Source organism: Chryseobacterium electrogenes (assembly GCF_053553015.1).
Window position 1 is genome coordinate 266,383 of record NZ_JBNPPB010000002.1, and the last position, 26,693, is coordinate 293,075.

The following is a 26,693-nucleotide window of genomic DNA, read 5'->3' on the forward strand; positions in this document are numbered from 1 at the left end:
TTGTTTAATTTTGTATATCTAATAAAAAGTAAAAAGAAAGAAAATGAATTCCTACAAAAACCCATTGGAAGAGCGCTATTCCAGTGAAGAAATGCTATTTAATTTCTCCCACAACAACAAGTTTCAAAATTGGAGAAAACTTTGGATCGCTCTTGCCGAGATTGAAAAAGACCTAGGTCTTGACATCACAGACGAGCAAATCGCTGAGCTGAAAGCCAATGCAGAGAATATTGATTACGAAAAAGCAGCAGAATATGAGAAGAAATTCCGTCACGATGTGATGGCTCACGTTCACGCTTATGGTGATGTAGCACCTTCTGCAAAAGGAATTATCCACTTGGGAGCAACTTCAGCTTTTGTAGGAGACAATACAGATTTAATTCAAATCCGTGACGGACTTTTAATTTTAAAGAAAAAGTTGGTCAACGTGATGAAAAATCTTTCTGATTTTGCTATTCAATACAAAGATTTACCAACTTTAGGATTTACACACTTCCAACCAGCTCAGTTAACAACGGTTGGGAAAAGAGCGACACTTTGGTTACAGAGTTTGGTTTTGGATATAGAAGAGTTGGATTTCTTTTTGGAAACTTTACGTTTCAGAGGAGTAAAAGGAACAACAGGAACTGCAGCAAGTTTCCTAGAACTTTTCAATGGTGATTATTCTAAAGTAAAACATTTAGATAAAGAATTGTCAAAAAGATTCGGTTTCGAAAAAGTTTTCGGAGTTTCCGGACAGACTTACGACAGAAAAATTGATGCAAAAGTGGTAGCTTTATTAGGAAATATTGCACAATCTGCACATAAATTTACAAACGATTTACGTCTTCTTCAGAATTTAAAAGAAATTGAAGAACCATTCGAGAAAAACCAAATCGGTTCGTCCGCAATGGCTTACAAGCGTAATCCAATGAGGAGCGAAAGAATTGGAGCATTGGCAAAATATGTAATGTCTCTGACAACAAGTTCTGCAATGGTGGCTTCTACACAATGGTTTGAAAGAACGTTGGATGATTCTGCAAACAAGAGATTAACAATTCCTCAGGCATTTTTAGCAGTTGATGCAATTCTATTGATTTGGAATAACATTATGAACGGAATCGTAGTTTATCCAAACAGGATCAACAAACATATTATGGAAGAACTTCCTTTCATGGCGACAGAATACATCATCATGGAAGAAGTGAAAGCTGGTGGCGACCGTCAGGAAATCCACGAAGTGATAAGAGTTCATTCTATGGAAGCGTCTAAGAAAGTGAAAGAAGAAGGTAAAGAAAACGACCTTATCGAAAGGATCTTAAATGACGATTCATTAAAGCTAGACAAATCAAAATTAAAAGAAGTTCTTGATCCTAAAAACTTCATCGGTTTTGCACCAATTCAGACGGAAGAATTCATTGCCAATGAAGTTCAGCCGATAATTGACGCAAACAAAGATCTGATAGGACTAGAAGCTGATCTTAAAGTATAAATAGATATGCAGTCTTTTTGGGCTGCATATTTTGCTTTGTTCAGTCTGTGATTGACAAAGTTTTGAGAAATGCTGAATTTTTTATGGCAGCTTTATCCGCCTCCCGCTCCCGCTTTTTGCCTTCACTTCGTTTCGGCAAAAGAGCTCCGCTCAAGTCGGGCTGCAAAGTGGGGTTGCCAAAATAAATTTCAGTTAAAAATATAAAATAAATCTAATAAATATCTGACATCTAATGTCTAATAACAAAAGAATTTTCGTAGAAAAAAGAGGTATTTTCGATGTAGAAAGTCCAAAGATTTTTGATGAGGTAAAAGCGGTTGTTCCGTCTATCCAAAGCGTAAAAGTGTATAACGTTTACGATATTTTTGGATTAAACGATGGTGAATTCGAAAAAGTGGTGAACAGTACTTTCGTTGACCCAGTTACTGATATTTTAATCGAAGAAAACCCTGCACAGGGAATTTACCTCGCATTAGAATTTTTACCCGGACAGTACGACCAGCGTGCTGATTCAGCGCAGCAATGTATTGCTTTATTGACTGGAAATGAGAAATCTAAAGTAAGAAGCGGTAAACTCATCGAGTTCGAAGGCGTTTCTGAATCTGATTTGCCTAAAATCAAAGACCTCTTGATCAATAAAGTAGAATCTCAGGAAAAAGATTTATCAATTTTAAATATTCCTGCGGAAGAAACACCGTCAAAAGTGATTGTTCATGAAGGTTTTATCAATTTTGATGATGCTAAGTTGGAAGAATTCTTCAATAATCACGGTTTTGCTTTAGGTTTGGATGATTTGAAATTCATTCAGGAATATTTTAAATCGGAACAAAGAAATCCTACGGAAACTGAACTTAAAGTTCTTGACACTTATTGGAGCGACCACTGCCGTCACACAACATTCGAAACAGAATTGTCAAATATTGAATTCGAAGGACAGTTTAAACATACATTGGAAACGATTTTCAATGACTATATCGAAAAAAGAAAATTCTTAGGGCGTGAATTGAAACCCATCTCTTTAATGGATCTGGCGACCGTTTGCGGAAGATATTTCCATAAAACAGGCAATTTGGAGAACTTGGTGGTTTCTGACGAGATCAACGCTTGTACGATCCAAATTGATGCTGAATACGATGGTAAAAAAGAACCTTGGTATTTATTATTCAAAAACGAAACACACAATCACCCGACAGAAATCGAGCCTTTTGGTGGAGCTTCAACGTGTTTAGGTGGTGCAATCAGAGACCCTTTGTCTGGACGTTCTTTCGTTTTTCAGGCGATGAGATTGACAGGTGCAGCTGATGTTTTGGAACCGGTTGATAAAACTTTACCAGGTAAATTACCTCAAAAAACAATCACAAAACAGGCCGCAAACGGATATTCTTCTTATGGTAACCAAATTGGTTTGGCGACTACAATGGTTTCCGAAATCTACGATGAAGGCTACAAAGCAAAAAGAATGGAAGTTGGCTTCGTTGCCGGAGCTGTTCCTGTGGACTGGGTAAGACGTGAAAAGCCTGAAGCTGGTGATTCTATCATCATTCTAGGTGGTGCAACGGGTCGTGACGGTGTTGGCGGCGCAAGCGGAAGTTCAAAAGAACAGGACGAAACTTCAATCCATACGATGAGTTCTGAAGTTCAGAAAGGAAATGCCGTTGAAGAGCGTAAAATCCAAAGATTATTCAGAAATCCTGAAGTAACGAGATTGATTAAAAAATCCAATGACTTCGGAGCGGGAGGAGTTTCTGTTGCTATTGGTGAAATTGCTGATTCTTTGGAAGTTAATTTGGATGTTTTACCTTTAAAATACGAAGGGTTAAACGGAACTGAGCTGGCAATTTCCGAATCTCAGGAAAGAATGGCTGTTGTGGTTGAACCAAATGATAAAGAAAAATTCATCAAATTCTGTGAAGCAGAAAATATTGTGGCTGTTGAAGTTGCAAAAGTGACTGATTCAGGAAGAATGCAGATGTTCTGGAAAGGTGATAAAATTGTTGATCTTTCTAGAGAATTTTTAGATACAAACGGTTGTTCTAAAAGCCAAGAAGTTAAGATTACGCATCTTAACGAAGTAAAAGAAGAAACGCCTGCTTTTAACGAAGAGAATTTCTTAAAAATATTAAGCGATAAAAACGTTGCTTCTCAAAAAGGTTTGTTGGAAATGTTTGATTCATCGATCGGTGCGACTACGGTTGCAATGCCTTTAGGTGGAAAATATCAGCAGACTTTGATGGAAGGAAGTGTTCAGACGTTGCCAATCATCGGAGCAAAAAATATCGAAACAGTTTCTTTGGCAAGTTGGGGATTTGATGCAGAGATTTCTAAGCAGAATTCTTTGTTGGGAGCTTCTTACGCAGTTGTAGAAAGTGTTGCGAAAATCGTTGCGATGGGCGGCGATTATAAAAATATCAGATTCAGTTTCCAGGAATATTTTGAAAAATTGGGTCAAAGCCCTGAGAAATGGGGTAAACCTTTGGCTTCACTGTTGGGAGCTTACGATGCGCAGATCAATTTTGGTTTAGCAGCTATTGGAGGGAAAGATTCGATGAGTGGAACGTATCAGGATCTGAATGTTCCGCCAACGTTGATTTCTTTCGCTTGTGCGAACGGAGAAAAGAAGAACATTATCTCTCCGGAGTTTAAACAAGCAGGAAATAAACTATATTGCTTCAATCATATTGCTCAGGAAAACGGACTTCCAAATTATGATGCTTTAAAAACTGTTTTTGAATTTATTTTTGAAAATATCAAAGCTAGAAAAATCGTTTCTGTAAAAACGGTGAAAGAAGGTGGAGTTGCGGTTGCTTTAGCAAAAATGAGCTTCGGAAACAGATTAGGTGCTGAAATTACTGTTGATGAAAAGGCTTTATTAGCTAAAAATATTGGAAGTTTAATCATTGAATCTAAAGAAGAATTAAGTGCTACAAATCTTCAATTAATCGGAGAAGTTGTTACGAATGAGGTTTTAACCATCAACCAACAACCGATAACCATCAACAAGCTTTTAGCGGCAAATACTGATACGTTTGAAAACCTTTTCCCAACTATTGAAAAAGAAAAGATTACGGTTGAAATTGATGAGAAATTTAACTCAATCAACCCTAGAAATATCATCATCAAAAAACACGGAATTATTCAGCCAAAAGTATTTGCGCCGGTTTTCCCAGGGACAAACTGCGAGTATGATACGTTGAACGCTTTCCAAAAAGAAGGTGCAGTTGTAAGCAGTTTGCCGTTGATCAACATTAATCACCAATTACTGGATGAAAGTATTGATGCGTGGGTTAAGGAAATCAAAACTTCTCAGATTTTAGCGTTCTCAGGAGGTTTTTCTGCAGGTGATGAGCCGGACGGTTCTGCAAAATTCATTGTAAACGTTTTGAAGAATGAAAAGATGAGAAATGCCGTTCATGAATTACTTGACCGAGACGGAATGATTATCGGGATTTGTAACGGTTTTCAGGCATTGGTGAAATCTGGATTGTTGCCTTACGGTAGAATCAAAGATTTGGATGAAAACTCTCCAACCTTGGCTCATAATGCGATCAGAAGACATATTTCTCAGATGGTAAATGTGAAAGTTGTGAACGACGAATCTCCTTGGCTTAAAGGAATGAAAGACCAAGTTTTCACCATTCCGATTTCTCATGGCGAAGGTCGTTTTATGGCTTCGAAAGCGGAAATCCAGAAGTTGTACGAGAACGGACAGATTGCGACTCAGTATTTGGATTTAGAAGGAAATATTGCTCACGGAATGCCATTTAACCCTAATAATTCATTATTCGGAATTGAAGGAGTAACAAGTCCAGACGGAAAAATCTTTGGTAGAATGGGACATCCTGAACGTTTTGCTGAAGGTTTGATGAAAAATATCCCAACTGCTAATTACCATAATATCTTCAAAAACGGCGTTGATTATTTTAAATAATAGCAAAAATCTATATCAAAAATAGGAATTGTAATCCCTTTGCAATTCCTATCTTTGTCAACGCAAAAACTACTTATGCGCTGGATAAAATTTGGGGTTATTATATTAATTGTGCTTTTCGGGGCATACGCTGTGTCAATGTTATTTGTTGATGAACGCAAAGATTTTGTGTATCAATCTGAAGTAGATTATCCTGTGGATAAAGTTTTCCCACAGTTTAATAATCTTCAAAATTTCTCTCACTGGAATGACTTTTTCTCTGGTGATCCTAATTTGAGCATTAGTTTTTACACGCCTTATGAAGGTGTAGGCAGTGCAATTAGATTTCAAAACCGAAAGACTTCATCTGAGTTTGGCGAGATGTTTATAAAATACAGCGTGCCTAATAAAGGTATTAGATATCAACTTTTTGATGCTAATCAAAATTATCCATATCAGATTGATGTTAAGTTTGTTTCTAACGGTAGTAAAACCAAAATTATTTGGACGATACATACCCCAAAACAAGATTTATTAAAGCGTTCTCTTAATCTTTTGTCTGAGGATTTCTTTGTAGAAAATATAGATAAAAGTTCTAAAAATTTATTTAATATGTTAGGAAATAAGGTTGTTAAAGATAACCTAATTGCTTCTATTAAATATGATAGTATAATGATTGATCAGCAAGAAGGCGCACTGTTGCTTGGAGTTAACGTTGGTACATCTAATAAAAAAGGCGCGTTATTGAAAAACGTTATTCTTCATCATAACAAAGTTGTAAATTATGTTAAGTTGGATCTTGCTAAAAAAGATGACGAATATGGTGTGCCGGTTTTAATTACTAATCCGTCTAATTTTAAAGATAAAGAAATTTCGTATTTCTATGGTGTTCCTTTATCAAAAAGGATTTCGGTTAGTGATAATAATTTTTCTTTTAAAACAATTAATGCTTCTAAAGCCTACGTGTATTATTATAAAGGTAATTATGATGGTAGGATAAAGGGTATACAGCAACTTTTACAGAAGGCAAAAAAAGATACTATGCATAGTGGTGATCTTCATGAAGAGTTTTTAGAAGAGCCAGAAGAAAATAGAGAAGTGAAATTAAAATTAACTTTGCCCGTATATCGATAATATTTGTAATTTTAGAGAAGCAATTTTTAGCATAATATTAACATAAGAAGACAATTGTCAAACTTTACTAATCCATAAATATTTAGTAATTTTGTTGACAATATTTTTGAAAAATTTTATAAACAGATAATCTGTAATAATGGATAAATTTTCGTTCCTTAATGCAGTACATGCTCAGCTAATTGATGACATGTATGAGCAATACTTAAAATACCCAGATTCCTTAGAGCCCTCTTGGAAAGCTTTTTTCCAAGGTTTTGATTTCGCCAGAGAGTATTACGGCGATAACGATGATGTACAAGGTGCGTCTCCCGTTGTACAATATGCGGCACAAAGCGTTACTAATGGAGAAACTTCAGAATCTATTACAAAAGAATTTAAGGTTCTTAACCTTATAGAAGCATACAGAACGCGTGGTCATCTTTTTACTAAAACCAACCCGGTAAGAGAAAGACGTCATTTTGTTCCGACTTTAGATCTGGAGAATTTTGGATTGTCACAATCTGATCTTAATGTAAAATTTAACTCTGCAACCACTACTGGGATGACGTCTCCAGCAACTTTGGCAGAGATTATTAAGCATCTTCAAGAAATATATTGCGATTCTATCGGTATAGAATATATGCATATTAGTGATGTTGAAGAAAAACAATTTATCAGAGATTGGGTTAGCGTTAACGAAAATCATCCTAAACTTTCTGCCGACGAAAAGACCGAAATTCTTTTTAAACTTAACCAAGCAGTAGCTTTTGAGAATTATTTGCATACCAAATTTGTTGGACAAAAGCGTTTTTCATTAGAAGGTGGAGAATCATTAATTCCTGCATTGGATCAACTAATTACGAGATCTTCTCAGTTAGGTGTAGATGAGGTTGTATTAGGAATGGCACATAGAGGTCGTCTTAACGTATTAACTAATATTTTCCAAAAATCATATAAACAGATTTTCTCAGAATTCGAAGGTAAAGAATTCGAAGAAGATGTTTTTTCTGGCGATGTTAAATATCACTTAGGATCATCTAAGACAATCACAACAGCTAACGGCGAAGAAGTTATTATTAACTTAACGCCTAACCCGTCACACTTAGAGACGGTAGCAGCTTTGGTAGAAGGGATCTGTCGTGCAAAAGTAGACCATAAATATAAAGATTATAAGAAAATTTTGCCTATCATCATTCATGGTGATGGCGCAATAGCTGGACAAGGTATTGTGTACGAGATTGCACAGATGATGACTTTGGACGGTTACAAGACTGGAGGTACAGTGCATATCGTTGTTAATAATCAAGTTTCTTTTACAACTAATTATTTGGACGCAAGATCATCTGTATACAGTACAGATATTGCAAAAGTAACGCAGTCTCCAGTGATGCATGTTAATGCTGATGATGTCGAAGCAGTGGTACACGCCATAAGATTTGCTGCTGATTTCCGTGCTAAGTTTGGTAAAGATGTCTATATCGACTTATTAGGTTACAGAAAATATGGTCATAACGAAGGAGATGAGCCTAGATTTACACAACCTAATTTATATAAAGCAATTTCTAAACATCAGAATCCTAGAGAGATCTATAAAACAAAATTAATTCAGGAAGGTATTGTTTCTGATGACGTTTTGAAAACGATGGAACAAGATTTCAAGAAGTTATTGGATGAAAATTTTGATGCTTCTAAAGTAATTCAGCGCAATACAATGACGCCTTTCATGGAGAGCGATTGGGTAGATTTCCCGATGGCACCTAAAGGATCAATTATCAAGAATTACGATACAACGTATGATTTGGCTAAACTTAAAGAGTTAGCAATTAAAATATCATCACTTCCAGGAGATAAAAAATTCTTGAATAAAATCACAAGATTATTCGAAAACCGAATCAAAATGGTTGAAAATAATTCTTTGGATTGGGCAATGGGAGAGTTACTAGCTTATGCAACTCTTTTAACAGAAGAATACGGCGTAAGAATTTCTGGTGAAGATGTAGAAAGAGGAACATTCTCTCACCGTCATGCAGTTGTAAAAACAGAAGATACCGAGGAAGAATATGTACCATTAAAGCATGTATCAGACGCTCAGTTTGATATCTATAATTCGCATTTGTCAGAGTATGCGGTATTAGGATTTGATTATGGATATGCGATGGCTTCACCTAAGACATTGACGATTTGGGAGGCGCAGTTTGGTGATTTCATGAACGGTGCTCAGATTATTATCGATCAATATCTTGTGGCTTCAGAAGAAAAATGGAAGCTTCAGAATGGATTAATAATGTTATTGCCTCACGGATCAGAAGGTCAAGGTGCAGAGCACTCTTCAGCAAGATTAGAGAGATTTTTAACTCTATGTGCTAATGATAATATTATTGTTGCAGACGTTACGACGCCAGCTAACTATTTTCATTTGTTGAGAAGACAGATGAAATTTAATTTCAGAAAACCATTGGTAGTAATGACGCCAAAATCTTTGTTGAGACATCCAAAAGTAGTTTCTCCTCTAGAAGATTTGGCACAAGGAAGTTTCCAACCAGTATTGGACGATCCTACGGCTGATCCTGCAAAAATCGAAAGATTGGTACTTTGTACAGGTAAGTTATATTACGAGCTTCTTGCGAAAAAAGAAGAAACTAAGAATGATACAGTAGCTTTAGTTAGATTAGAGCAATTATATCCACTTAATTTGGAAATTATCCAGTCTATTTTTGATAAATATAGCAACAGAAAAGATTTGATTTGGGCTCAAGAAGAACCAGAAAACATGGGAGCTTGGAGCTTTATTTTGAGAAACTTTAGAGACACAGGCATTCAGGTGATTTCTCCAGTAGCGAGTGGTACGCCAGCGCCAGGTAGCCATAAGATGTTCGAAAGAAATCAGACTGCTATTATCAATAAAGTCTTCAACTGTAATGACGAACCAACTCAAAGACCAGTAACTGCTTAATTAAAACTAAAATAATACTACAGATTTTTCTGTACTAAAATTAAAAAATTATCCCTATGTCTATATTAGAAATGAAAGTTCCTTCACCAGGGGAATCTATCACAGAAGTTGAAATCGCAACTTGGCTTGTAAAAGATGGTGATTATGTAGAAAAAGATCAACCAATTGCAGAAGTAGATTCTGACAAAGCAACTCTAGAACTTCCTGCTGAAGAAAGCGGAATCATTACGCTTAAAGCTGAAGAAGGAGATGTGGTACAAGTAGGACAAGTAGTATGCCTTATTGATAGAAGTGGTGCAAAACCAGAAGGTGCTGCATCAACTGAAGCGCCTAAGACAGAAGCTCCTAAAGCTGAAGAGAAGAAAGAAGAGCCTAAGAAAGAAGTACCAGTTGCTGCAACTTACGCATCACAAACGCCTTCTCCAGCTGCTAAGAAAATTCTTGATGAAAAAGGTATAGAAGCTACTCAAGTACAAGGTTCTGGTAGAGATGGTAGAATTACTAAGGATGATGCTGTAAAAGCTGTTCCTGCTATGGGATCTGTTGCTTCGACTAGTGGTAATAGAGCACAGACAACGACTAAATTATCTGTTCTTAGAAGAAAGATTGCAGCAAGATTAGTTTCTGTTAAAAATGAAACAGCAATGTTGACAACTTTTAACGAAGTTGATATGTCTGAGATCTTCAGAATTAGAAAACAATACAAAGAAGAATTCGCAGCAAAACATGGTATTGGTCTAGGCTTTATGTCTTTCTTTACAAAGGCAGTTACAAGAGCTTTGGCGATGTATCCAGATGTTAACGCATCTATTGATGGCGATTATAAGATCAATTACGATTTCTGTGATATTTCTATCGCGGTATCAGGTCCTAAAGGATTAATGGTGCCTGTTCTTAGAAATGCAGAAAACATGACTTTCCGTGGTGTAGAAAGTAACATCAAGGATCTTGCTGTAAAAGTAAGAGATGGTAAAATTACTGTAGATGAGATGACAGGAGGTACGTTTACAATTACTAATGGAGGTACTTTTGGATCTATGTTATCTACACCGATTATCAACCCACCACAATCTGCAATTTTGGGTATGCACAACATTATCCAAAGACCAGTTGCTGTTGATGGCCAAGTTGTAATCCGTCCAATGATGTATGTTGCCATGTCTTACGATCACCGTATTATTGATGGTAAAGAGTCTGTAGGATTCTTAGTTGCTGTAAAAGAAGCGATTGATAATCCAGTAGAAATCTTGATGGGAGGCGATGAAAGAAAAGCATTAGAGCTATAATTTCATTTTTTTATTAAATATAAATAAAATCCCGTCGTTATTATTTTCGGCGGGATTTTTGTATTAACAATTAGCTCAAATGACTAGCCATGATTTCTAAAATTACATCTAATATTAAAGTCTCTGTTTATCCAGAGTATGATTTTAAAAATAGCTTTCCATCAGAAGGTCGCTTTATGTTTCGATATAATATCATTATAGAAAACCAAAGTGATGATGTTGTCATGCTTCTTAAAAGAAAATGGAGCATTTTTGATACTGGTTTTGGTATTACAGAAGTAGAAGGAGATGGTGTTATTGGTCTCACGCCTGTCTTGCAACCAGGAGAGGTTTTCAAGTACTTTTCTAATGTTGTATTGAGATCAGGCGTAGGGAATATGTCCGGGAATTATCTCTTTATTGGTAAGCTTAATGGTCTTTATCTTAATGTAGAAATCCCGAAATTCAGTCTTATTGCTGAGGTGCTCAGTAATTAGAGAATCTTAATATTCTTTTTGAAATACTCATTAACTTCTTCATTTCTGGTGAGAATTAATCTCTCAAATCCTAGCAATGAAATCTTAGCACATACTTCTGCATCTGCTCCAGCACGATGGTGTGTAAAGTTGATATTATGATGATCGGCAAGACTTCTTAGCCCATAAGTTTTAAGATCTTTCCATGATTTTTTTGCTAAAGAAATACTACACAAATAATTCATTTTTGGTTTGAAAAAACCATAATAATCCAAAGAAGAACGTAATACACTAGCATCAAAAGAAGCATTGTGTGCAATCATAAGATTGCCGTACATCAGTTCTTGCGCTTCGTGCCAGACATCCTCAAAGGTTGGCGCATTAGCAACATCTTCTGGTCTGATACCGTGAACATCAATATTTCTAGGATTAAAATAAGGATAACTAGGTGGTTTTATTAACCATGTTTTTGTCGTTACAATAGATCCATTTTCTACAACACAAATGCCCATTTCACAAGCCGAGTTTCTCTCGTGTGTAGCGGTCTCAAAGTCTATTGCAACAAAATCCATTTCTTAATTATATGAGTTAATATTATTTTAAATAATGTTTGAAAATCAACCACTTCGTTTGGTAATAGTTTTTAATTTGATGTTTTTGGCGTTTTTTTAAAGTTCCAAAAAACTGTCCATAAAAACCAAAATGCGCTCTTACAATTGCCCAAGTATGAGAAAAACCTTGCGTAAACATAAGATAAATTCCAGCAATGCCATCTAAAGTCAATCGAAATAAAATTAAATATAATTGATTAGACGGTAGATTCTTTAGCATCATGCTAAGGTTATTCCGGAAGTTAAGATAAGTTTTCTGAGGATTCTGCTTGTTAAGAGTTCCGCCACCAACATGATATATTGTTGATTTTCCTGTATAGTAGATTTTTCTACCTTCATTTTTCAGTCTCCAGCAAAGATCAATTTCTTCTTGGTGCGCAAAAAAACGCTCATCAAAACCATTTTGCTTATGAAAATCTTCGGATCTAATAAATAAACAACAGCCAGAAGCCCAGAAGATTTCACATTCGTCATCATATTGACCATGGTCTTCTTCAATATTTTCGAAAACGCGACCTCTGCAATACGGATAACCAAGATTGTCAATTAATCCGCCACCAGCACCAGCAAATTCGAATCTATTTTTTTGATTAAAATCTAAAACCTTTGGCTGAATGGCTGCAATATCAAGATTGTTTTTAAACAAAGAAATAACGGGATCCAGCCAGTTTTCTGTGACTTCAACATCAGAGTTGAGAAGACAATAGATATCTGCCTCAATAGATTTCAGTCCTTCATTATAACCGCCAGCAAAACCGAAGTTTTGTAAATTTTTAACAATTTTAATTTGAGGGAAATTTGATTCTAAAAAAAATACAGAATCATCCGTAGAATTATTGTCTATTACGTAGATTTCTGCATTGGCAGAATTTCTAATTAAAGTTGGCAAAAATTGTTGTAACCAAGATGTTCCGTTCCAGTTAAGGATGGCGATGGCGATTTTCATGGATTTTCTTCGTAATTTTTAATCGATCCTTGGTACTTCCAACGACGGTGCGACCAGAGCCAATTATCGGGACGTTTATTAATCGTATTTTCTAACAATTTATGAAATTTTCTAACGACTTCATATTGTTTGAACTTTTCTCCATCAGGGTAAATCCTATAATAATTTACTTGATAAAATCCTCGTTTTACCTTTTTCATATCACAATATATGAAGGCTAAATCTAGACGTTGGGATAACTTGTCATAACCAATAAAAGCAGGCGTAGGTTGATTAAGAAACTTTAATCCATAAGTGATATGAGAAAAATGAGGCGTCTGATCTGCCACAAACATATAGACAGAATTACCATCATTAGGGTTTCTTAAAATCTGTTTTACTACTTCGTTAGCTTCTAATGATTTGTTATTGAATCTGTTACGAACAAATTTTATTTTTTCTTCCCAAAATTTATTACTCATTTTTCTGTAAACGGGATGGCAGTTTTCTTGTGGTACAATGGTTGCCAAAGCATTAAACCATTCCCAGTTGAAAACGTGACCAGAAAGCAGAATGACATTTTTGCCTTCAGCTTTGGTTTGTGCAAAAAGATCTTGATTAAGATGCTGTACTCTAACTCTAAGCTCTGTTTTGGAGATTGTAAATGCCTTGAGCATCTCTACGATATAATCGCAAAAATTAATAAAAAAATTCTTTTGGATGCGTATAATTTCTTCGTCTGATCTGTCAGGAAAAGAATTTTTAAGATTGTCAAAAACTACTTTTTTTCGATAGCCTAGAAAATGATAATTCAGAAATGACATGACATCTGAGAAAGCGTACAAGATTCTAAGTGGTAAGCGAGAAAGTAGTAATAATATGCCGAATAAAAAGTGGTTCAAAATTTGATAAAGATATTTGCAAATGTAAGGAAAAGGAACTTAATAATTCCTTAGATTTGTCTAAGCTTAACATTAAAAATAGGTTAAAATGAATAAGAATGTGAAGTTAATCCTTTTTGTTATGGGATTTTACATAGGAGGTACGGCTGTAGTCAATGCGCAGACTTCTACATCTGCTAAAGAAGTAGAAATGGCCGCTAAGAAAAAAGCGGCAGAAGAAGAAAGAGCTAAACTGGGTAAACCGTATCATCCAGAAGCGGATGCGCAAAAAGATATACAAGATTTGATCGCGAAAGCTAAGAAAGAAAATAAGAATATTATATTGCAGGCTGGAGGTAATTGGTGTATCTGGTGTTTGAGATTTAATAATTATGTAGAGACGACGCCAGCGCTTAAAAATATAGTAAGCGAAAATTACTTATATTATCACCTTAATTGGTCTCCAGAGAATAAAAATGAGAAGGTTTTTGCACAATATGATAATCCAGGTGCTAAGTATGGATATCCAGTTTTTATCGTTTTGGATAAAAACGGAAAAATGATTCATGTGCAAGATAGTTCGGTTTTAGAGGAAGGGAAAGGTTATAGCCTCGATAAGACGAAGTCTTTTTTCAATACTTGGAAACCAAAAGCGTAGTATACCGACATAGTTAATGGTTATTTTAGAATTTAGTCTAACATAAAAAAGCCTCCGAATTTTCGGAGGCTTTATATTTTGATAAGAGTAATTCTTATGCTTCTTCTGTAGGAGTAGTTTCTACTTTTTTAGCAGGAGCTGGTTTAGGAGCTTCTACTGGAGCATCAGAAACGATATCGAACTCATAGTTATACTCAACATTTCTGTGAAGTCTTACTACTGCAGTTACTTTACCAGTTCTTTTGATTGTGTTACCAGGAATCTTGATATATTTTTTATCAACGTTAACACCAGCTTTAGCTAATTCCTCAGAAAGGTTAGCATTGTTGATAGAACCGAAAAGTTTATCACCAGCACCAACTTTAGTTGCGATAGTAATAGAAGTTTTCTTCAATTGTTCTACGATAGCGTTAGCAGCTGCGATTAACTTAGCTTCTTCTTCTTTTCTAGCTTCTAAAGTAGCTTCTAAAGCTGCTTTGTTCTTAGGAGTTGCTAAAAGAGCGAAACCTTGAGGTAATAAAAAGTTACGTGCGTAACCTGGCTTAACATTTACTGTATCGAACTCAAGTCCTAAGTTTTCTACGTCTTGTTTAAGGATAATTTGCATTGTTGTTGTCTTGTTTAGATTTTAGAAGTTAGAGGTTAGAAGTAAGAAAAATTAAGATCTTAAATTTAATGTCTAATATCTAAAACAGTTAGAATTAATAATTGATTCAGCAACAAAAGAAGCAAAAGTTTTCACTTTGCTTCTTTTATTTTATAAGTCTTATTTTAAAAGATCCGCTACATACGGCATCAAAGCTAAGTGTCTAGCTCTTTTGATTGCTGCAGAAACTTTTCTTTGATATTTAAGAGAAGTACCTGTATAACGTCTTGGTAAAATTTTACCTTGCTCGTTAACAAATTGTAATAAGAAAGCAGCGTCTTTGTAATCTACATGCTTAATTCCGAATTTTTTGAATCTACAATATTTCTTTTCAGATTTTGTATTGATATCAAGTGGAGTTAAGAATTTTACTTCAGATTCTCCTCCTGCTGAGGCTTGTTTAGCCATATCATCTATTGCCATGTCTTCTTGTTTTTTAGGGATTAAATAAATTAAGCTTTAGCTGCTTTAACTTTAGCTCTTCTTGTTACAGCGTACTCTACACCGTGCTTGTCTAATTTAGTAGTTAGGTAACGGATAACTCTCTCGTCACGTTTGAAAGCTAATTCTAAATCAGCAACAACGTTTCCTTCACCTTTAAATTCGATCAAAGTATAGAATCCATTCTTTTTCAATTGGATTGGATACGCTAATTTTTTTAGACCCCATTTTTCTTTGGCAACGATCTCGCAGTTCTTTTCTGTTAAAAGATCTACAAATTTTTGCACTGCTTCCTCCACCTGAGCTTCAGATAGAACGGGAGTTAAAATGAAAACAGTTTCGTAATTGTTCATAATTGTTAATTAATTGGTTAATTATTTCGAGTTGCAAAATTAGTAATATTTTTTTAATCTACAATAATGTGAATAAAAAAAATCCCACAATTAATTGCGGGATTTTATGCTTTGATTTTTCTTAAAGGTTATTTCTTGATAACTTTAATTGTTTCTGCACCGTTTTCAGTTTCTACAATTACGACATAAGCGCCAGGAGCTACTTTTGACATATTTACTTCGTTGTTAGAAGATGTAGCGGTCTGAGTTAATACCTTTTTACCAGTGATATCAAATACCGTGATGTTTTTAGCATTGGTACCCGTTGTAATTTTTAATAGATCTGTTACTGGGTTAGGGTATGCTTGTACTTTAGCTTTATTGATATCGTTAACTGCAAGGTTACCTACGTTAACGGTATAATCTTCTGCTTGTCCATAAGATGCACCAGCACAAGGGTCTAAGAAAGCAGCAGGATTATCAGATGAAGAGAAACCTATTTTTTTAACTCTCATTCTGGTAGGACCTGTTAATGCATCATCAGGTACTGTAATGTTGGTTTTTACTTGTACACCATCTGCCCCTGTAGAGTTAGATAATACATCTGCGATTTCATAAACTTCTCCTGGATCGTTTAGTACACCGTTTTGGTTCCAGTCAACAAATACCACGACTTTAGTGTCGTAATTTCCACCAGTATTGCCCTCTACCTTAATCTCGTGTGTAGAACCTTTAGCTACGCTAGCTACTTTATCAAGGAATATCTCGTGTGGAGTTTCTTCTGCATCCTCATCAGTACGGTTTTGTATACCAGCAAAATCAACATAAGATATGGCTTCTGTCCCATCGAACACCATGCCAAAGAATTCTGAAGAAAAGCCTAATGGACCACAGTATGGAGAGAAGGCGCTGGCTTCTGTGGTGAAAGAATAAATTTGGCAAGAAGCCGCTTCACCTCCATCATTAACAGGAACTACTTTCCAATAATATTTTGTTAAAGCGAGTAGGCCGCTTACGGTAACACTTGTACCTGTAGCAGTGCCTAATTTTTCACTAGCTGTAGGTTCTGTGCTTAAATAGAAATCATAACCTGTAGCGGCGCCACCTGTTGTTGAAGCAGTCCAGCTAAAGGCTGCATTAGGCAAATAAGAGATGTTCACTGCGTTATTAGCAGGGCTAACCAATGTTGCACAATTAGGTTTTTCCACCGGAGTAAATTCTCCAACCTTAATATTATCTACCATTAGCATGAATTTATCAGTAGAGTTATTAACAAACGCAAATCTAATGTTTTGCCCCATATATGAGGATAGGTTTATATTTCTTTTTTTCCAATCACCAGATTCTCCGTTGGTACTAAATAACGTGAGTTCGAGTTAAGCTGCGATTAATCTATCTTGATCAATAATGTCACAATTTGTATTGATTGATGGTTTTTTATCAAAGAAAGAGTAGGCTGCCAAAGCAGACAAAATATTGAGAACAAAGTTGTCAAAACTTCTGTGACGGGTATGTTCTATCTGACAAATATTCTTAAGCTCATCGTTTACAGATTCTATTAATGCCCTTTTTCTAAGCATAATTTTATCCTGGAGAAGCATTAAACAATTCTTCATATTCTTCTTTATTTTTGTGATTAAATGAACTCCATCTATAAAAAGTTGCTCAAACAGATCTTTCCCAATATAGCCTTTATCGCCGAAAAGTTTTCCGAAAATCCATTTGTGCAGATCCATACTTTTCAGGGGTTCTCTGTCGTCTACATTGCCTGTTGTCAGGATAAAATCCAGAATCTCACCCCTGTCATTGATAATCAAATGGAGTTTAAAACCATAAAACCAACCCAGAGAACATTGTCCTTTCTGAGCGATATTTTTGAAGGTTTTGTGCTGCTTTTCCCTTTTGATGTGACAAGCCCTGATGGGTGTTGAATCGATGAAAGATATGCCGGTACACTTTCCCAGACACATCATTTTTACGAAAACTGCCATGGGTACATTCACTTTCTTTTGGAGCTCTACAAACCTGTTGTAGGAAACCGTTACAGGAAATTCTTTCTTCATATGTCTTTGAACGTAGCCCTGATAAAAGTGCTTGAGATTTTTGAAAGCACCGTAATGAAACAGGATCATAATAGTCATCACTTCGCTTTGAGACATCGCAGATTTTCTGTTTCTGGTCTTGATTTTGGGGTCTTTCAGAGCGTAATCTTTCAGAATATGGTTAAATTCTTTAAAAAACTCATCAACAATGTAATAAATAGTTGTAATTTTATCATCAGAAATCATAGCGGAAATTTTAGTTAAATATTTGACTTTCAATAGCTTAAATATACTAATTTTTTCGCTTTTTTCTATTATAATTTATCACTTCTTACATCGAACTCACGTTAAATAATTCTACCGTAAAATCAGCCACTGTATTACCTCCGTTAGGCGCAAGCATTACTTTATAACCGTCTGGATATTCTTTATCTTGTGCTTTGGCTTCCCATTGTAAATGTGGTTCTGTACCTGATATGATAACTGCCGGAGAGATGAGCCAGTCATTGGATGTTCCTGCTGGGTCATACCAAGAAGTACTCATAGCAGCGTAGTTGCCTTCTGGGCCTCCGAAGTTTCCGTTTTCTCCTTTTCTGTCAATGGCATTCCAACCATTAGTGATAAATGCCACTTTAGAATTCGGTGTTTTTCCATCGACATCGATAACAGTCCAAGCTCCAATACCAGGCCCGTTGCCATCAAAGTCTTCTTGGAAAATTTGAGCATTGCTTATAAAAGGGAGTGTTATAGCTCCAATAGCTAGTAAAATTTTCGTCATAATAATTTATTTTTAATTTGGTTGTATCACAAATATAGTTAATATAATCTGAAAAACAAAATTAAAACCAGTGTTTTGGCGTTTGTTCTTATTAATTTATTGGTTTTATTTAATTATATTTAATTATTTGTAGTATTATATTTTTCTCATTTATTTTTTAAAAAAAATAGTTTTAAATTCTTTGCATGAAGAATATTTGCTAAATAGAATTGAAGCTAAAAAAAAGGCATTAGATCAAACAAATAAAGAGTGTCTATTTATCATTTCCAAAATAATTGTTTATTTAAAAGGCGCTCTGGTGATTCTTGTGAAAAAAACGACCATGCCATAGAGGATGAGGATATTAGTTTCGTTAGGTGCTATTGATGAAGCTGGAGGTTACAGGTAAGGCAACTGGGAAAATATCACCAGCACTAGCATATGTAAATACTAATGCTGGATTTGTCACTCTTAAAGTAGGCACGTGCTATTCTTTATGTTTATTAGGTGTAAAAAGGAGCCTTTCCATGATTTATTTTACAGATCTTAAGGCTTTAAGATTGATGAAATAAGCTATGCTAGCGATAAATAATATAACCATATTCTTCACAATCAAAAAGCTTAATTGCCAGTTCTAGCTCTTTCGTCCTCGTTACTGGTTTGTCTTTTTTTAATGTTTATTTTTTTGCTTCCAAACTTATAATTAATAGCCAATTGGAATAATCTCGTATCAAAATAGTAGTCAGAATTGCGATGGACACCATTTACGGTGGAAGAAAATCTGAATCGGTCTGTTTTAAAAACGTCATTGGCTTTCAGTGTGATTTTTAAATCTTTATCCAATAAAAGATATTGAAGTGCGAAAGAGGTTGACGTAAATGGCTTGATTTTATCAATACCGTAGTTCCCAAACATATAATACTCGAAACTTACATTGAATAATAAGGTTTTATTTTTATTTAAATTAAAATCATTATTAGTAGTGAAAAATGAAGTTAGCCCATTGGCTGGCGTTGCTGATACATCTATGGTTTTGGCAGTGGAATAGTTAATGTTAATCGTATTGATGCTGCTCCACCAGCTTAGTTTATCAAAAGTGAAGGTTTCGGAAATGCCATATCTTCGGATGTTAAAGCTATTTTTATAAATCAGACGAATGTTGTTGGTATCAAGGTCGGGCAATCCAATTTGGTTAAAAACATCATTTTCCAAGCTATGGTATAATTTGGTTTCAAATTTCTTGTAGGTTAAGAAAAACTCGAAATTATCTACAAAATAAGGTCTCAAAACCTGATTGCCTTCTACGCTTAAAAATGGCGTGACATAAGTAACATTGGGATTAAGTTCTGCAAAGTTGGGGCGGGCAATTCTTTTGCTGTAACTCAATCTGTAGGTGGAGTTTTCATTGGCAGAATACGATAAATTAATTGATGGAAACAGTTTTGTGTAATTATTATCAATCGCTTGGTTGTAGTTTCCGCTGTGTGATTTTGTTTGGGTGGCTTCCATTCGCAATCCTATTTGTGCCTCAAACTTGTCACTAAACTTTTTATTTCCAGAGAAATACAATGCCTGAACATTCTCGTCGTAATTATATTGATTATTGATTTGTGGCATTTCAGGATTCTGATTTTGGACTAATCCACTGTTGAAAGCCGAGATATCGTTTTCTGTTTTGGAAACTGAAATCTTCCCGCCTGTGCTCCAATTCGCCCAAGTAGTAGGAAGTTCTATATCTACTTTTCCTGAGAAATTATTTGTTCTTTGCTTATTGTTATTAATGCCTTTAAAATACTGAATGTTGTACGGATTATTCATCACCGAAGTTCCTTGATAGGGTCTTGTATCAAAGTTTGAATAATTAAAATAATCCAGATTAAGAATGATTTTCTTGCCTAAAGAATCGAGTTTTATTTCATTAAATAGATTTAGAGAGTTGAATTTTGGCTTCTGAGCGGCATTGATTTCGGATAAAATTTCATTAAAAACGGTGTCACTATTGTGATTAAAAACAGATGATTGGGTTTTTCTATAGGCTTTCGCATTGTTGATATTCGCAATATATTGAAACCCAAAAGTCCAATTTTGGGTCGCAGAATACTGCATTCCGAGAACACTATTCAGTCTTTTATACTGTCTTTTGAAAGCCTGTTTGGTATTCCAAAAATTATTAGGAAAACTATTGTAATCCTGATAATCGTGATATTCGCCACCATCTCTGTAATTTAATGAAGCAGAAAGACTTAAATTGTTTTTATTGTATAGGAGATTACTTGTAACAGCACCTTCACCGTGTTCTTCACGACGCAGATAGCTGCTTCCCAAAGAGAGGCTCCATGAATCTTTTTTTGTTTTTTTAAGTTGAATGTTGATTAATCCGCTTCCGCCAGCAGCATCATATTTTGCGGGTGGCGTAGTGATGACCTCAATACTTTTGATATTATCAGACGGTATCGACCTGAGAAAATTTGCCAAGTCAGCTTCCCCAAGTTCCAACATTTTATCGTCAACCAAAACTCTGATTGCTTGCTTGCCGATGATGCTGATGTTTTCATTTCTTACCAATACGCCGGGCGTCATTTTGAGTGCATCTAATGCGTCGCCACCTGTTGCGTTGATTTTATTTTCTATGTTGAAAACCAATCGGTCAATTTTTCTTTCTACGAGTTTATTCTTTTTGGTAAGAACTACGCCTTCTATTGTTTTGGATGGATTTACAGTAATTATTCCAGCATCAAAATCGGAATTCAGTACAATGTTTTGAGTATGTAGAATTTCATCAGATTGATGAATTTGTAAGATGTAATTTCCTTTTTTAGAATCTAAAATAAACTCACCTTTTTCATTGGTTAATTGATTTAAAAGCGGTGTAGCATCTTCTGAAAAAAGCGTAATTTCTGCGAATTCTAAAGGTCGGTTTTGTGATGTGACAACCGTTCCGGAAATTTTAATTTGTGCTGAAATGACATTGCTGAAGAAAAAAATAATTAATAAAGATATTGGTCTCATGTTGACAATTTGAATTGTTATTTATGAGTGCAAATATCTTTGATGCGTGTGTCTTAAAGGTTTTCATTCATAAAAATGAAGTTTGAATTGATAAATTCGAACTCATTTTGATTGTGACTTTTGATATTCAGCTGGCGTTAATCCCGTGATTTTTTTGAAGGCTGTGAAAAAGGTCGATTTTGAATTGAAACCACTATCATAACCTAAACTTTCTATCGTGTAATTGGTTTCGGTTTCCAGTAATTGTTTTGCCTTTTCAACTCGGTACTCTTTGATAAGACTTGAGAAAGATTTACCTAAAATTTCATTAACGTATTGTGACAAAATATGTTTGGTGATCTTCAGTTCTTTGGCGGCATCTTCGAGGGTGAAATTAGGATTAAGAAATAATTCTTTATCGAGAATTAACGACAATTTTTGTTCAATCTGTTGACGTGTTTCTTTATCGATTTCTTTGTTCTTATATTTTTCTTTTTCCTCAAAAAAAGTAGAAGATTCATTGTTATTTCTAAAAATCAATAAGAGAACAATTAGATATAAAACAAATGTAAATGACAATGCTCCCACAATATAAGAAGTGTAAGCAGCAATTGTATAGGCCAACCAAATAAATAAAACACCGAGATAAATGCTCACAAACCAAACGTCTAAATTCTTTAAACTTTCTTTCTTTTTAAATTTCTGAATAATCGGAGACATGTATTTGAAAGACAGAATAATGTACATAAACCACTGAAAATAAATTCCACAGACAATCCATCTGCTCCAGATTGCCTGGTGTTCTACATACGGATAAAATATTCCCAAAGCTGTCATCAAAACCAAATAAGGAATCACATGAATTTTCCAATTGGCTTTTTTCTCAGAGTAAGAATTTAAATATAAGTAGAGTAGTGGGCCAATCATAACACAAGCTGAAAGACCAATCTGAATAAAAATATTGGAAATATGAGGCGTAAAATAGAAGAAAACAGATTTTATTATTCTGATGCTTAAAACCAAAAGTAAAAGCGATAAAAAATAATTGGTGAAATTTTTCTTTTTAGCATTGATGGCAAAATACAACGACAGTAAAAACCCATTGAAAGCCCCTAAAGCACTAAAAAAGAAAAGCAATGTCATGATTATATTTATTATTTTGTAAATATAATAGCTTTGTTTTTAAGTTTCCATTAATATGACGTCAAATTTGGATGTATGATTTAATATTTAAAACCGTTCTCCATTTGATGAAATTTCTATTCGTTTTTTCGTAGTTCTTTTAAGAAACTAGTTTTTAATTCTTCGTACAAAGAGTGTCTACTAACGAGAATTGATGCTATAGAAGACATCATACCTGCTAACATAAGGTAAAAAATTAAAGAGTGTCGATCTGTCATCTCCAAAACAATAATTGCAGAGGTAAAAGGCGCTCTGGTAATCCCTGTAAGAAAGGCTACCATGCCACATAGGATAACAATGTTGGTTTCGTTAGGTGTTAGATGGATTATGCCAGAAATTACAGAGCCTATACTTGCTCCCGCGGATAATGCTGGTGCAAATATACCTCCTGCGCCACCAGATGTAAAGGCAAGTGCGGGACCAATCATCCTGAGTATTGGGATATACCACTCCTCGTATTTATCATTGGTGAAAAGAACTCTTTCCATGATTTCTTTCCCAGAGCCTAATATTTCTCGATTGATAAAATAAGCGATACAAGCGATAATCAATGCTGATATGACTAAGAATATAATATTAGATTGAGTCGTTTTTAATTTGCTTTTTTTCCACGCACTAATCTTTAACATAATGACGGACAATTGGCTGGCTAGTATCCCAGACATACAAGCTACTAATATCACAGGAAATACAATAGTTAAGCTTACATCATTAGTTTTAGGGTAACCAAGATAGAGATAAGAACCGGCTAAAGTTTGTGCCGTAAGTCCAGCAATAATTACAGCGGTGAATAATGCAGTTTTAAAATAATTGATATGCGTCTTAGCTAGTTCTTCTACAGCAAAAACGATACCGCCTAATGGTGTATTGAAAGCTGCTGCGAGACCAGCCGCAGCTCCTGTCATAATCATATTTTTTTTAGAAATCTTGGGCCACCAATCGGGAAGATATTCATTTACTTTTCTGAAAATAGACCCTGCAATCTGGATTGTTGGGCCTTCTCGTCCAACAGCACCACCACCAATAACTAAAATAACAGAAGACATAATCTTGAAAAATATTATTTTAAGGCTTAATAGGCTTTTTATTTTGCGATGTTCTTTAGGGTTGGCAAGTTCTACAGAAGCCATGACTTGCGGTATGCCACTACCTTTGGCGTAAGGTGCAAATTCTTTAACTAGCCACCATGATAATACAAAAGCAATAGGTGCAATAATAAAAATGATCCAGCTGTGCCAGTTGAGTAGTAATGCTAGTAATTGCTCTCCCCAGGCAAAAATTTTAGCATACATAACGGCGAAAAAACCGGTGATAATCGAGCCTATCCAAAATGGAATTGCTTGCAATAGATTTAGTTTTAGCCTTTCATTTCGGATATTGTCGAAGGATTTTTTTAGGCTTTGTCTTATGCTTTGTAATAATTTTTTCATCAGAGGAAAGATATTAATTCTGGTTGATGAACACGGAAGATTTTTGCGCCTTTTTCATATAGTTTCTGGTGAAGTATATTAACTTCTGTATTAATTTCTAAAGGAGATTTCCCTAAAGGTTGATAGATAAAGGATTTTCTAGAAATCCCAATTAATATCGGATACTCTCCAAAGCCAATATATTCTAGTTCGTTTATAATTTGCAGTTGATTATCTTGACTTTTAGAAAACCCGAAACCTGGATCCAAGATAATATCCTTGATGCCTAATGCTTTTAGCTCAATAATTTTTTCTAAAAAAAAGCGATTGAGTTCTATAATAATATCAGGATGGTTAATCTTGTTATGCATCTCGTTGTAGCTGGGATTAATATGCATCAAAATATAAGGCAGACCTGTTCTTGCAACACTTTCTAGCATCTTATCATCAAATTGTCCTGCAGAAATGTCGTTAAAGATGTCAATCCCTTCGTTATAACCAAATTCAACAACTTTCCCAAAAAATGTATCCAGCGAAACTAAGGTATCAGGAAACTCTTTCTTGATCGAAGAAATAATAGTTCCTAATCTTTCAATCTCTTCTTCTGCGGAAAGGTAATCGGCAGTAGGTCGAGTAGATTGAGCGCCAATATCAATGATTTCTGCGCCATTTTTTAATAAGTTTTCAACTTGTTGAAGCGCATTTTTTTCAGAATTAAATCGTCCTCCATCCGAAAAAGAATCAGGTGTAACGTTAAGGATTCCCATGATTTTGGGCTTGGTAAGATCAATTAACCGACCGTTGCAATTGATACTGAAAGATTTGGGTACTTGTTTGGGAGAAACATTAGATTTCATATTACAAATTTATAAAACCTAATTAGCACGACCAACGAATTTCCACTTTAAAAAGACTTTGTAGAAAATCAGATTTATGATTGAATCGTCAATAGCTAATTTTTGTATCTTTGGACATTAACAGTTTTTTTTATGCAGAATACATCAGCTCAGTTTGATGCGGTAATCACAGATTGCAGAGATTTATTTCAAAAGAAATTATCAGATTATGGATCAGCTTGGCGCGTGCTCAGACCAAGTTCTATCACGGATCAGATTTATATTAAAGTCAACAGAATTAGAACGTTACAGATGACGGATGTCAAAATGGTAGACGAAGACGAAAAGGACGAATTTGTCGCGATTGTCAACTATTCGATTATTGGATTGATCCAGTTGGAGAAAGGTTTTTCTGATGAGTTAGATGCAGATCCTACGGAAATTATGGCGCTTTACGATCATTATGCTCATGAAGCTAAAGAATTAATGATGCGTAAAAATCACGATTATGGAGAAGCTTGGCGAGAGATGAGAATTAGTTCTATTACGGATTTGATTTATCAAAAAGTATTGAGAACTAAGCAGATTGAAGATAACAAAGGTAAGACATTAGTCTCAGAAGGATTGGATGCTAATTACTTTGATATGCTCAATTACGCTGTTTTTTGTTTGATTAAATATTAATATATTAACACCAAATCATATATTATGTTGAAAAGAATTTTACGCTATATCGTTGCATTAATATTTATCGCTTCCGGATTTGTGAAAGCGGTAGATCTCAAAGGTTTTTCTTTCAAGTTAGAAGAATATTTCTCGCCAAGCGTTTTTAATTTGCCTGTTTTTGAAAAATATGCCTTGCATTTTGCCATCATTGTTGTGGTATTAGAGCTAGGATTAGGCTTCATGTTATTGATGAAAATTAAGATGAAGGCAACATTGTCAGCATTAATAGCATTGTGTGTTTTCTTTGGATTTTTAACGTTTTATTCTGCTTATTACAATGTTGTGACAGATTGCGGATGTTTCGGAGATGCTCTTAAGATGACGCCTTGGCAATCCTTTTGGAAGGATATAGCCTTATTATTAGGGTTGATAATGTTAATGTTTTTGTACCGAAAGAAAACCGAAAAAGCAGATATTGGTTGTGTTAAGTTGCCTGTCTTAGGTGTTTTTATGTTGGTGATGGTATTTGTTATGTATCGCGGTCTGGCGCACGAGCCTTTAATTGATTTCCGTGCATACAAAATAGGAACTGATATCAATAAAGAACGAGAAAATATAGAGAAAAATCCTTCTGTTTACAAAACATTTTACACTCTTAAAAACTTAAAAACTGGAGAAGTAAAAAAAATGGATCAAGACGAATATATTAATAAAGAATATTGGAAGGATACTTCTTGGCAAATAGAAGAAGGCAAGTCCGTGTCTGAGATAACTAAGAAAGGCTATGAATCTGAGATTAAAAAGTTTAAAATAGAAACTACAGAAGGAGAAGATAAAACTTCAGAAATCCTCAATCAGCCGAAGGCAATTATTGTTTTTGTTTATAAACCAAAAGAAGCTTCTTCTCAGGTTATGGCAGAGATACAAGCGCTTTTAATACACGATAGATCTGCAAAATCGTACGGAGTTTCTACGCAGCAAGGTGTATTTAACAAAATTCCTAACCTGTTAATGGATGAGGTGGCAATAAAAACAATTGCAAGAAGCAATCCTTTTGTTTTAGTTTTAGAAAACGGAAAGATTGTAGAGAAAATGAGCGCTAAAGATTATTATAAAGAACATTCAAATTAA

The 26,693-nt window shown here is 34.9% G+C and carries 22 protein-coding genes; 9 read left to right on the plus strand and 13 right to left on the minus strand.

Annotated elements, in window-relative coordinates:
* Positions 1 to 43: 43 nt before the first annotated feature.
* The 6 genes from purB (at position 44) to apaG (ending at position 11,209) form a co-directional block, all read left to right on the plus strand.
* Complete coding sequence (purB, locus tag ACQQ6V_RS01240) at positions 44 to 1,471, plus strand: adenylosuccinate lyase (protein ID WP_267402554.1); 1,428 nt, start codon at positions 44 to 46, stop codon at positions 1,469 to 1,471.
* 232 nt (positions 1,472 to 1,703) lie between these two features.
* Positions 1,704 to 5,399, plus strand: coding sequence for a phosphoribosylformylglycinamidine synthase (locus ACQQ6V_RS01245; protein ID WP_448843780.1), 3,696 nt, complete (start codon positions 1,704 to 1,706; stop codon positions 5,397 to 5,399).
* A gap of 75 nt (positions 5,400 to 5,474) precedes the next feature.
* Positions 5,475 to 6,512, plus strand: coding sequence for an SRPBCC family protein (locus ACQQ6V_RS01250; protein ID WP_448843781.1), 1,038 nt, complete (start codon positions 5,475 to 5,477; stop codon positions 6,510 to 6,512).
* Between the two features lie 139 nt (positions 6,513 to 6,651).
* A complete protein-coding gene (locus ACQQ6V_RS01255; protein WP_448843782.1) occupies positions 6,652 to 9,447 on the plus strand; it encodes a 2-oxoglutarate dehydrogenase E1 component in 2,796 nt (931 codons plus the stop codon).
* A 56-nt stretch (positions 9,448 to 9,503) separates the two neighbouring features.
* The gene (odhB, locus tag ACQQ6V_RS01260) at positions 9,504 to 10,733 is read left to right on the plus strand and encodes a 2-oxoglutarate dehydrogenase complex dihydrolipoyllysine-residue succinyltransferase (protein ID WP_448843783.1); all 1,230 of its coding nucleotides are present in this window, start codon (positions 9,504 to 9,506) and stop codon (positions 10,731 to 10,733) included.
* Between the two features lie 89 nt (positions 10,734 to 10,822).
* A complete protein-coding gene (gene apaG, locus ACQQ6V_RS01265) occupies positions 10,823 to 11,209 on the plus strand; it encodes a Co2+/Mg2+ efflux facilitator ApaG/CorD (RefSeq protein ID WP_448843784.1) in 387 nt (128 codons plus the stop codon).
* Here the strand turns inward: apaG and ACQQ6V_RS01270 are convergent.
* The 3 genes from ACQQ6V_RS01270 to ACQQ6V_RS01280 are packed head-to-tail and all read right to left on the minus strand — an operon-like array spanning position 11,206 to position 13,629.
* On the minus strand, positions 11,206 to 11,760 hold the full coding sequence (locus ACQQ6V_RS01270) for a 3'-5' exonuclease (RefSeq protein ID WP_448843785.1): 555 nt from the start codon (positions 11,758 to 11,760) through the stop codon (positions 11,206 to 11,208). The genes apaG and ACQQ6V_RS01270 overlap by 4 nt on opposite strands.
* 22 nt (positions 11,761 to 11,782) lie before the next feature.
* A complete protein-coding gene (locus tag ACQQ6V_RS01275; protein WP_448843786.1) occupies positions 11,783 to 12,745 on the minus strand; it encodes a glycosyltransferase family 2 protein in 963 nt (320 codons plus the stop codon).
* Positions 12,742 to 13,629, minus strand: coding sequence for a lysophospholipid acyltransferase family protein (locus ACQQ6V_RS01280; RefSeq protein WP_448846165.1), 888 nt, complete (start codon positions 13,627 to 13,629; stop codon positions 12,742 to 12,744). Before ACQQ6V_RS01280 ends, ACQQ6V_RS01275 begins: the two co-directional genes overlap by 4 nt.
* Before the next feature lie 118 nt (positions 13,630 to 13,747).
* On the opposite strand from ACQQ6V_RS01280, the gene ACQQ6V_RS01285 reads away from it, so the two are divergent.
* Complete coding sequence (locus tag ACQQ6V_RS01285) at positions 13,748 to 14,263, plus strand: thioredoxin family protein (RefSeq protein WP_448846166.1); 516 nt, start codon at positions 13,748 to 13,750, stop codon at positions 14,261 to 14,263.
* A 94-nt stretch (positions 14,264 to 14,357) separates the two neighbouring features.
* Here the strand turns inward: ACQQ6V_RS01285 and rplI are convergent, their stop codons facing one another.
* The 10 genes from rplI to folP all read right to left on the minus strand — a co-directional run bounded on the left by rplI (position 14,358) and on the right by folP (position 24,917).
* Positions 14,358 to 14,870 carry a 50S ribosomal protein L9 gene (gene rplI, locus ACQQ6V_RS01290; protein WP_448843787.1) on the minus strand — a complete coding sequence of 171 codons (513 nt, stop codon included), beginning with the start codon at positions 14,868 to 14,870 and terminating at the stop codon, positions 14,358 to 14,360.
* Positions 14,871 to 15,029: 159 nt separating this feature from the next.
* A complete protein-coding gene (rpsR, locus tag ACQQ6V_RS01295; protein WP_448843788.1) occupies positions 15,030 to 15,332 on the minus strand; it encodes a 30S ribosomal protein S18 in 303 nt (100 codons plus the stop codon).
* A gap of 29 nt (positions 15,333 to 15,361) precedes the next feature.
* Positions 15,362 to 15,703: a 30S ribosomal protein S6 gene (gene rpsF / locus ACQQ6V_RS01300; RefSeq protein WP_448843789.1), complete on the minus strand. Its 342-nt coding sequence runs from the start codon at positions 15,701 to 15,703 to the stop codon at positions 15,362 to 15,364.
* Positions 15,704 to 15,831: 128 nt separating this feature from the next.
* Entirely contained in the window at positions 15,832 to 16,983 is a 1,152-nt protein-coding gene (locus ACQQ6V_RS01305) for a GEVED domain-containing protein (protein WP_448843790.1), read from the minus strand.
* Between the two features lie 75 nt (positions 16,984 to 17,058).
* Complete coding sequence (locus ACQQ6V_RS01310; RefSeq protein ID WP_448843791.1) at positions 17,059 to 17,970, minus strand: IS982 family transposase; 912 nt, start codon at positions 17,968 to 17,970, stop codon at positions 17,059 to 17,061.
* Between the two features lie 85 nt (positions 17,971 to 18,055).
* On the minus strand, positions 18,056 to 18,502 hold the full coding sequence (locus ACQQ6V_RS01315; protein WP_448843792.1) for a choice-of-anchor J domain-containing protein: 447 nt from the start codon (positions 18,500 to 18,502) through the stop codon (positions 18,056 to 18,058).
* 600 nt (positions 18,503 to 19,102) lie between these two features.
* A complete protein-coding gene (locus ACQQ6V_RS01320; protein ID WP_448843793.1) occupies positions 19,103 to 21,490 on the minus strand; it encodes a TonB-dependent receptor domain-containing protein in 2,388 nt (795 codons plus the stop codon).
* Between the two features lie 102 nt (positions 21,491 to 21,592).
* Positions 21,593 to 22,612 carry a helix-turn-helix domain-containing protein gene (locus ACQQ6V_RS01325; protein ID WP_448843794.1) on the minus strand — a complete coding sequence of 340 codons (1,020 nt, stop codon included), beginning with the start codon at positions 22,610 to 22,612 and terminating at the stop codon, positions 21,593 to 21,595.
* A gap of 116 nt (positions 22,613 to 22,728) precedes the next feature.
* Complete coding sequence (locus ACQQ6V_RS01330; RefSeq protein ID WP_448843795.1) at positions 22,729 to 24,081, minus strand: chloride channel protein; 1,353 nt, start codon at positions 24,079 to 24,081, stop codon at positions 22,729 to 22,731.
* Complete coding sequence (gene folP, locus ACQQ6V_RS01335) at positions 24,081 to 24,917, minus strand: dihydropteroate synthase (protein WP_448843796.1); 837 nt, start codon at positions 24,915 to 24,917, stop codon at positions 24,081 to 24,083. Before folP ends, ACQQ6V_RS01330 begins: the two co-directional genes overlap by 1 nt.
* 132 nt (positions 24,918 to 25,049) lie before the next feature.
* Here folP and ACQQ6V_RS01340 point away from each other — a divergent pair, with 132 nt between their 5' ends.
* Together ACQQ6V_RS01340 and ACQQ6V_RS01345 are read left to right on the plus strand one after the other, a co-directional pair.
* Positions 25,050 to 25,580, plus strand: a complete 531-nt coding sequence (locus ACQQ6V_RS01340) for a DUF1599 domain-containing protein (protein ID WP_448843797.1) — start codon at positions 25,050 to 25,052, stop codon at positions 25,578 to 25,580.
* Positions 25,581 to 25,604: 24 nt separating this feature from the next.
* Entirely contained in the window at positions 25,605 to 26,693 is a 1,089-nt protein-coding gene (locus ACQQ6V_RS01345) for a BT_3928 family protein (protein ID WP_448843798.1), read from the plus strand.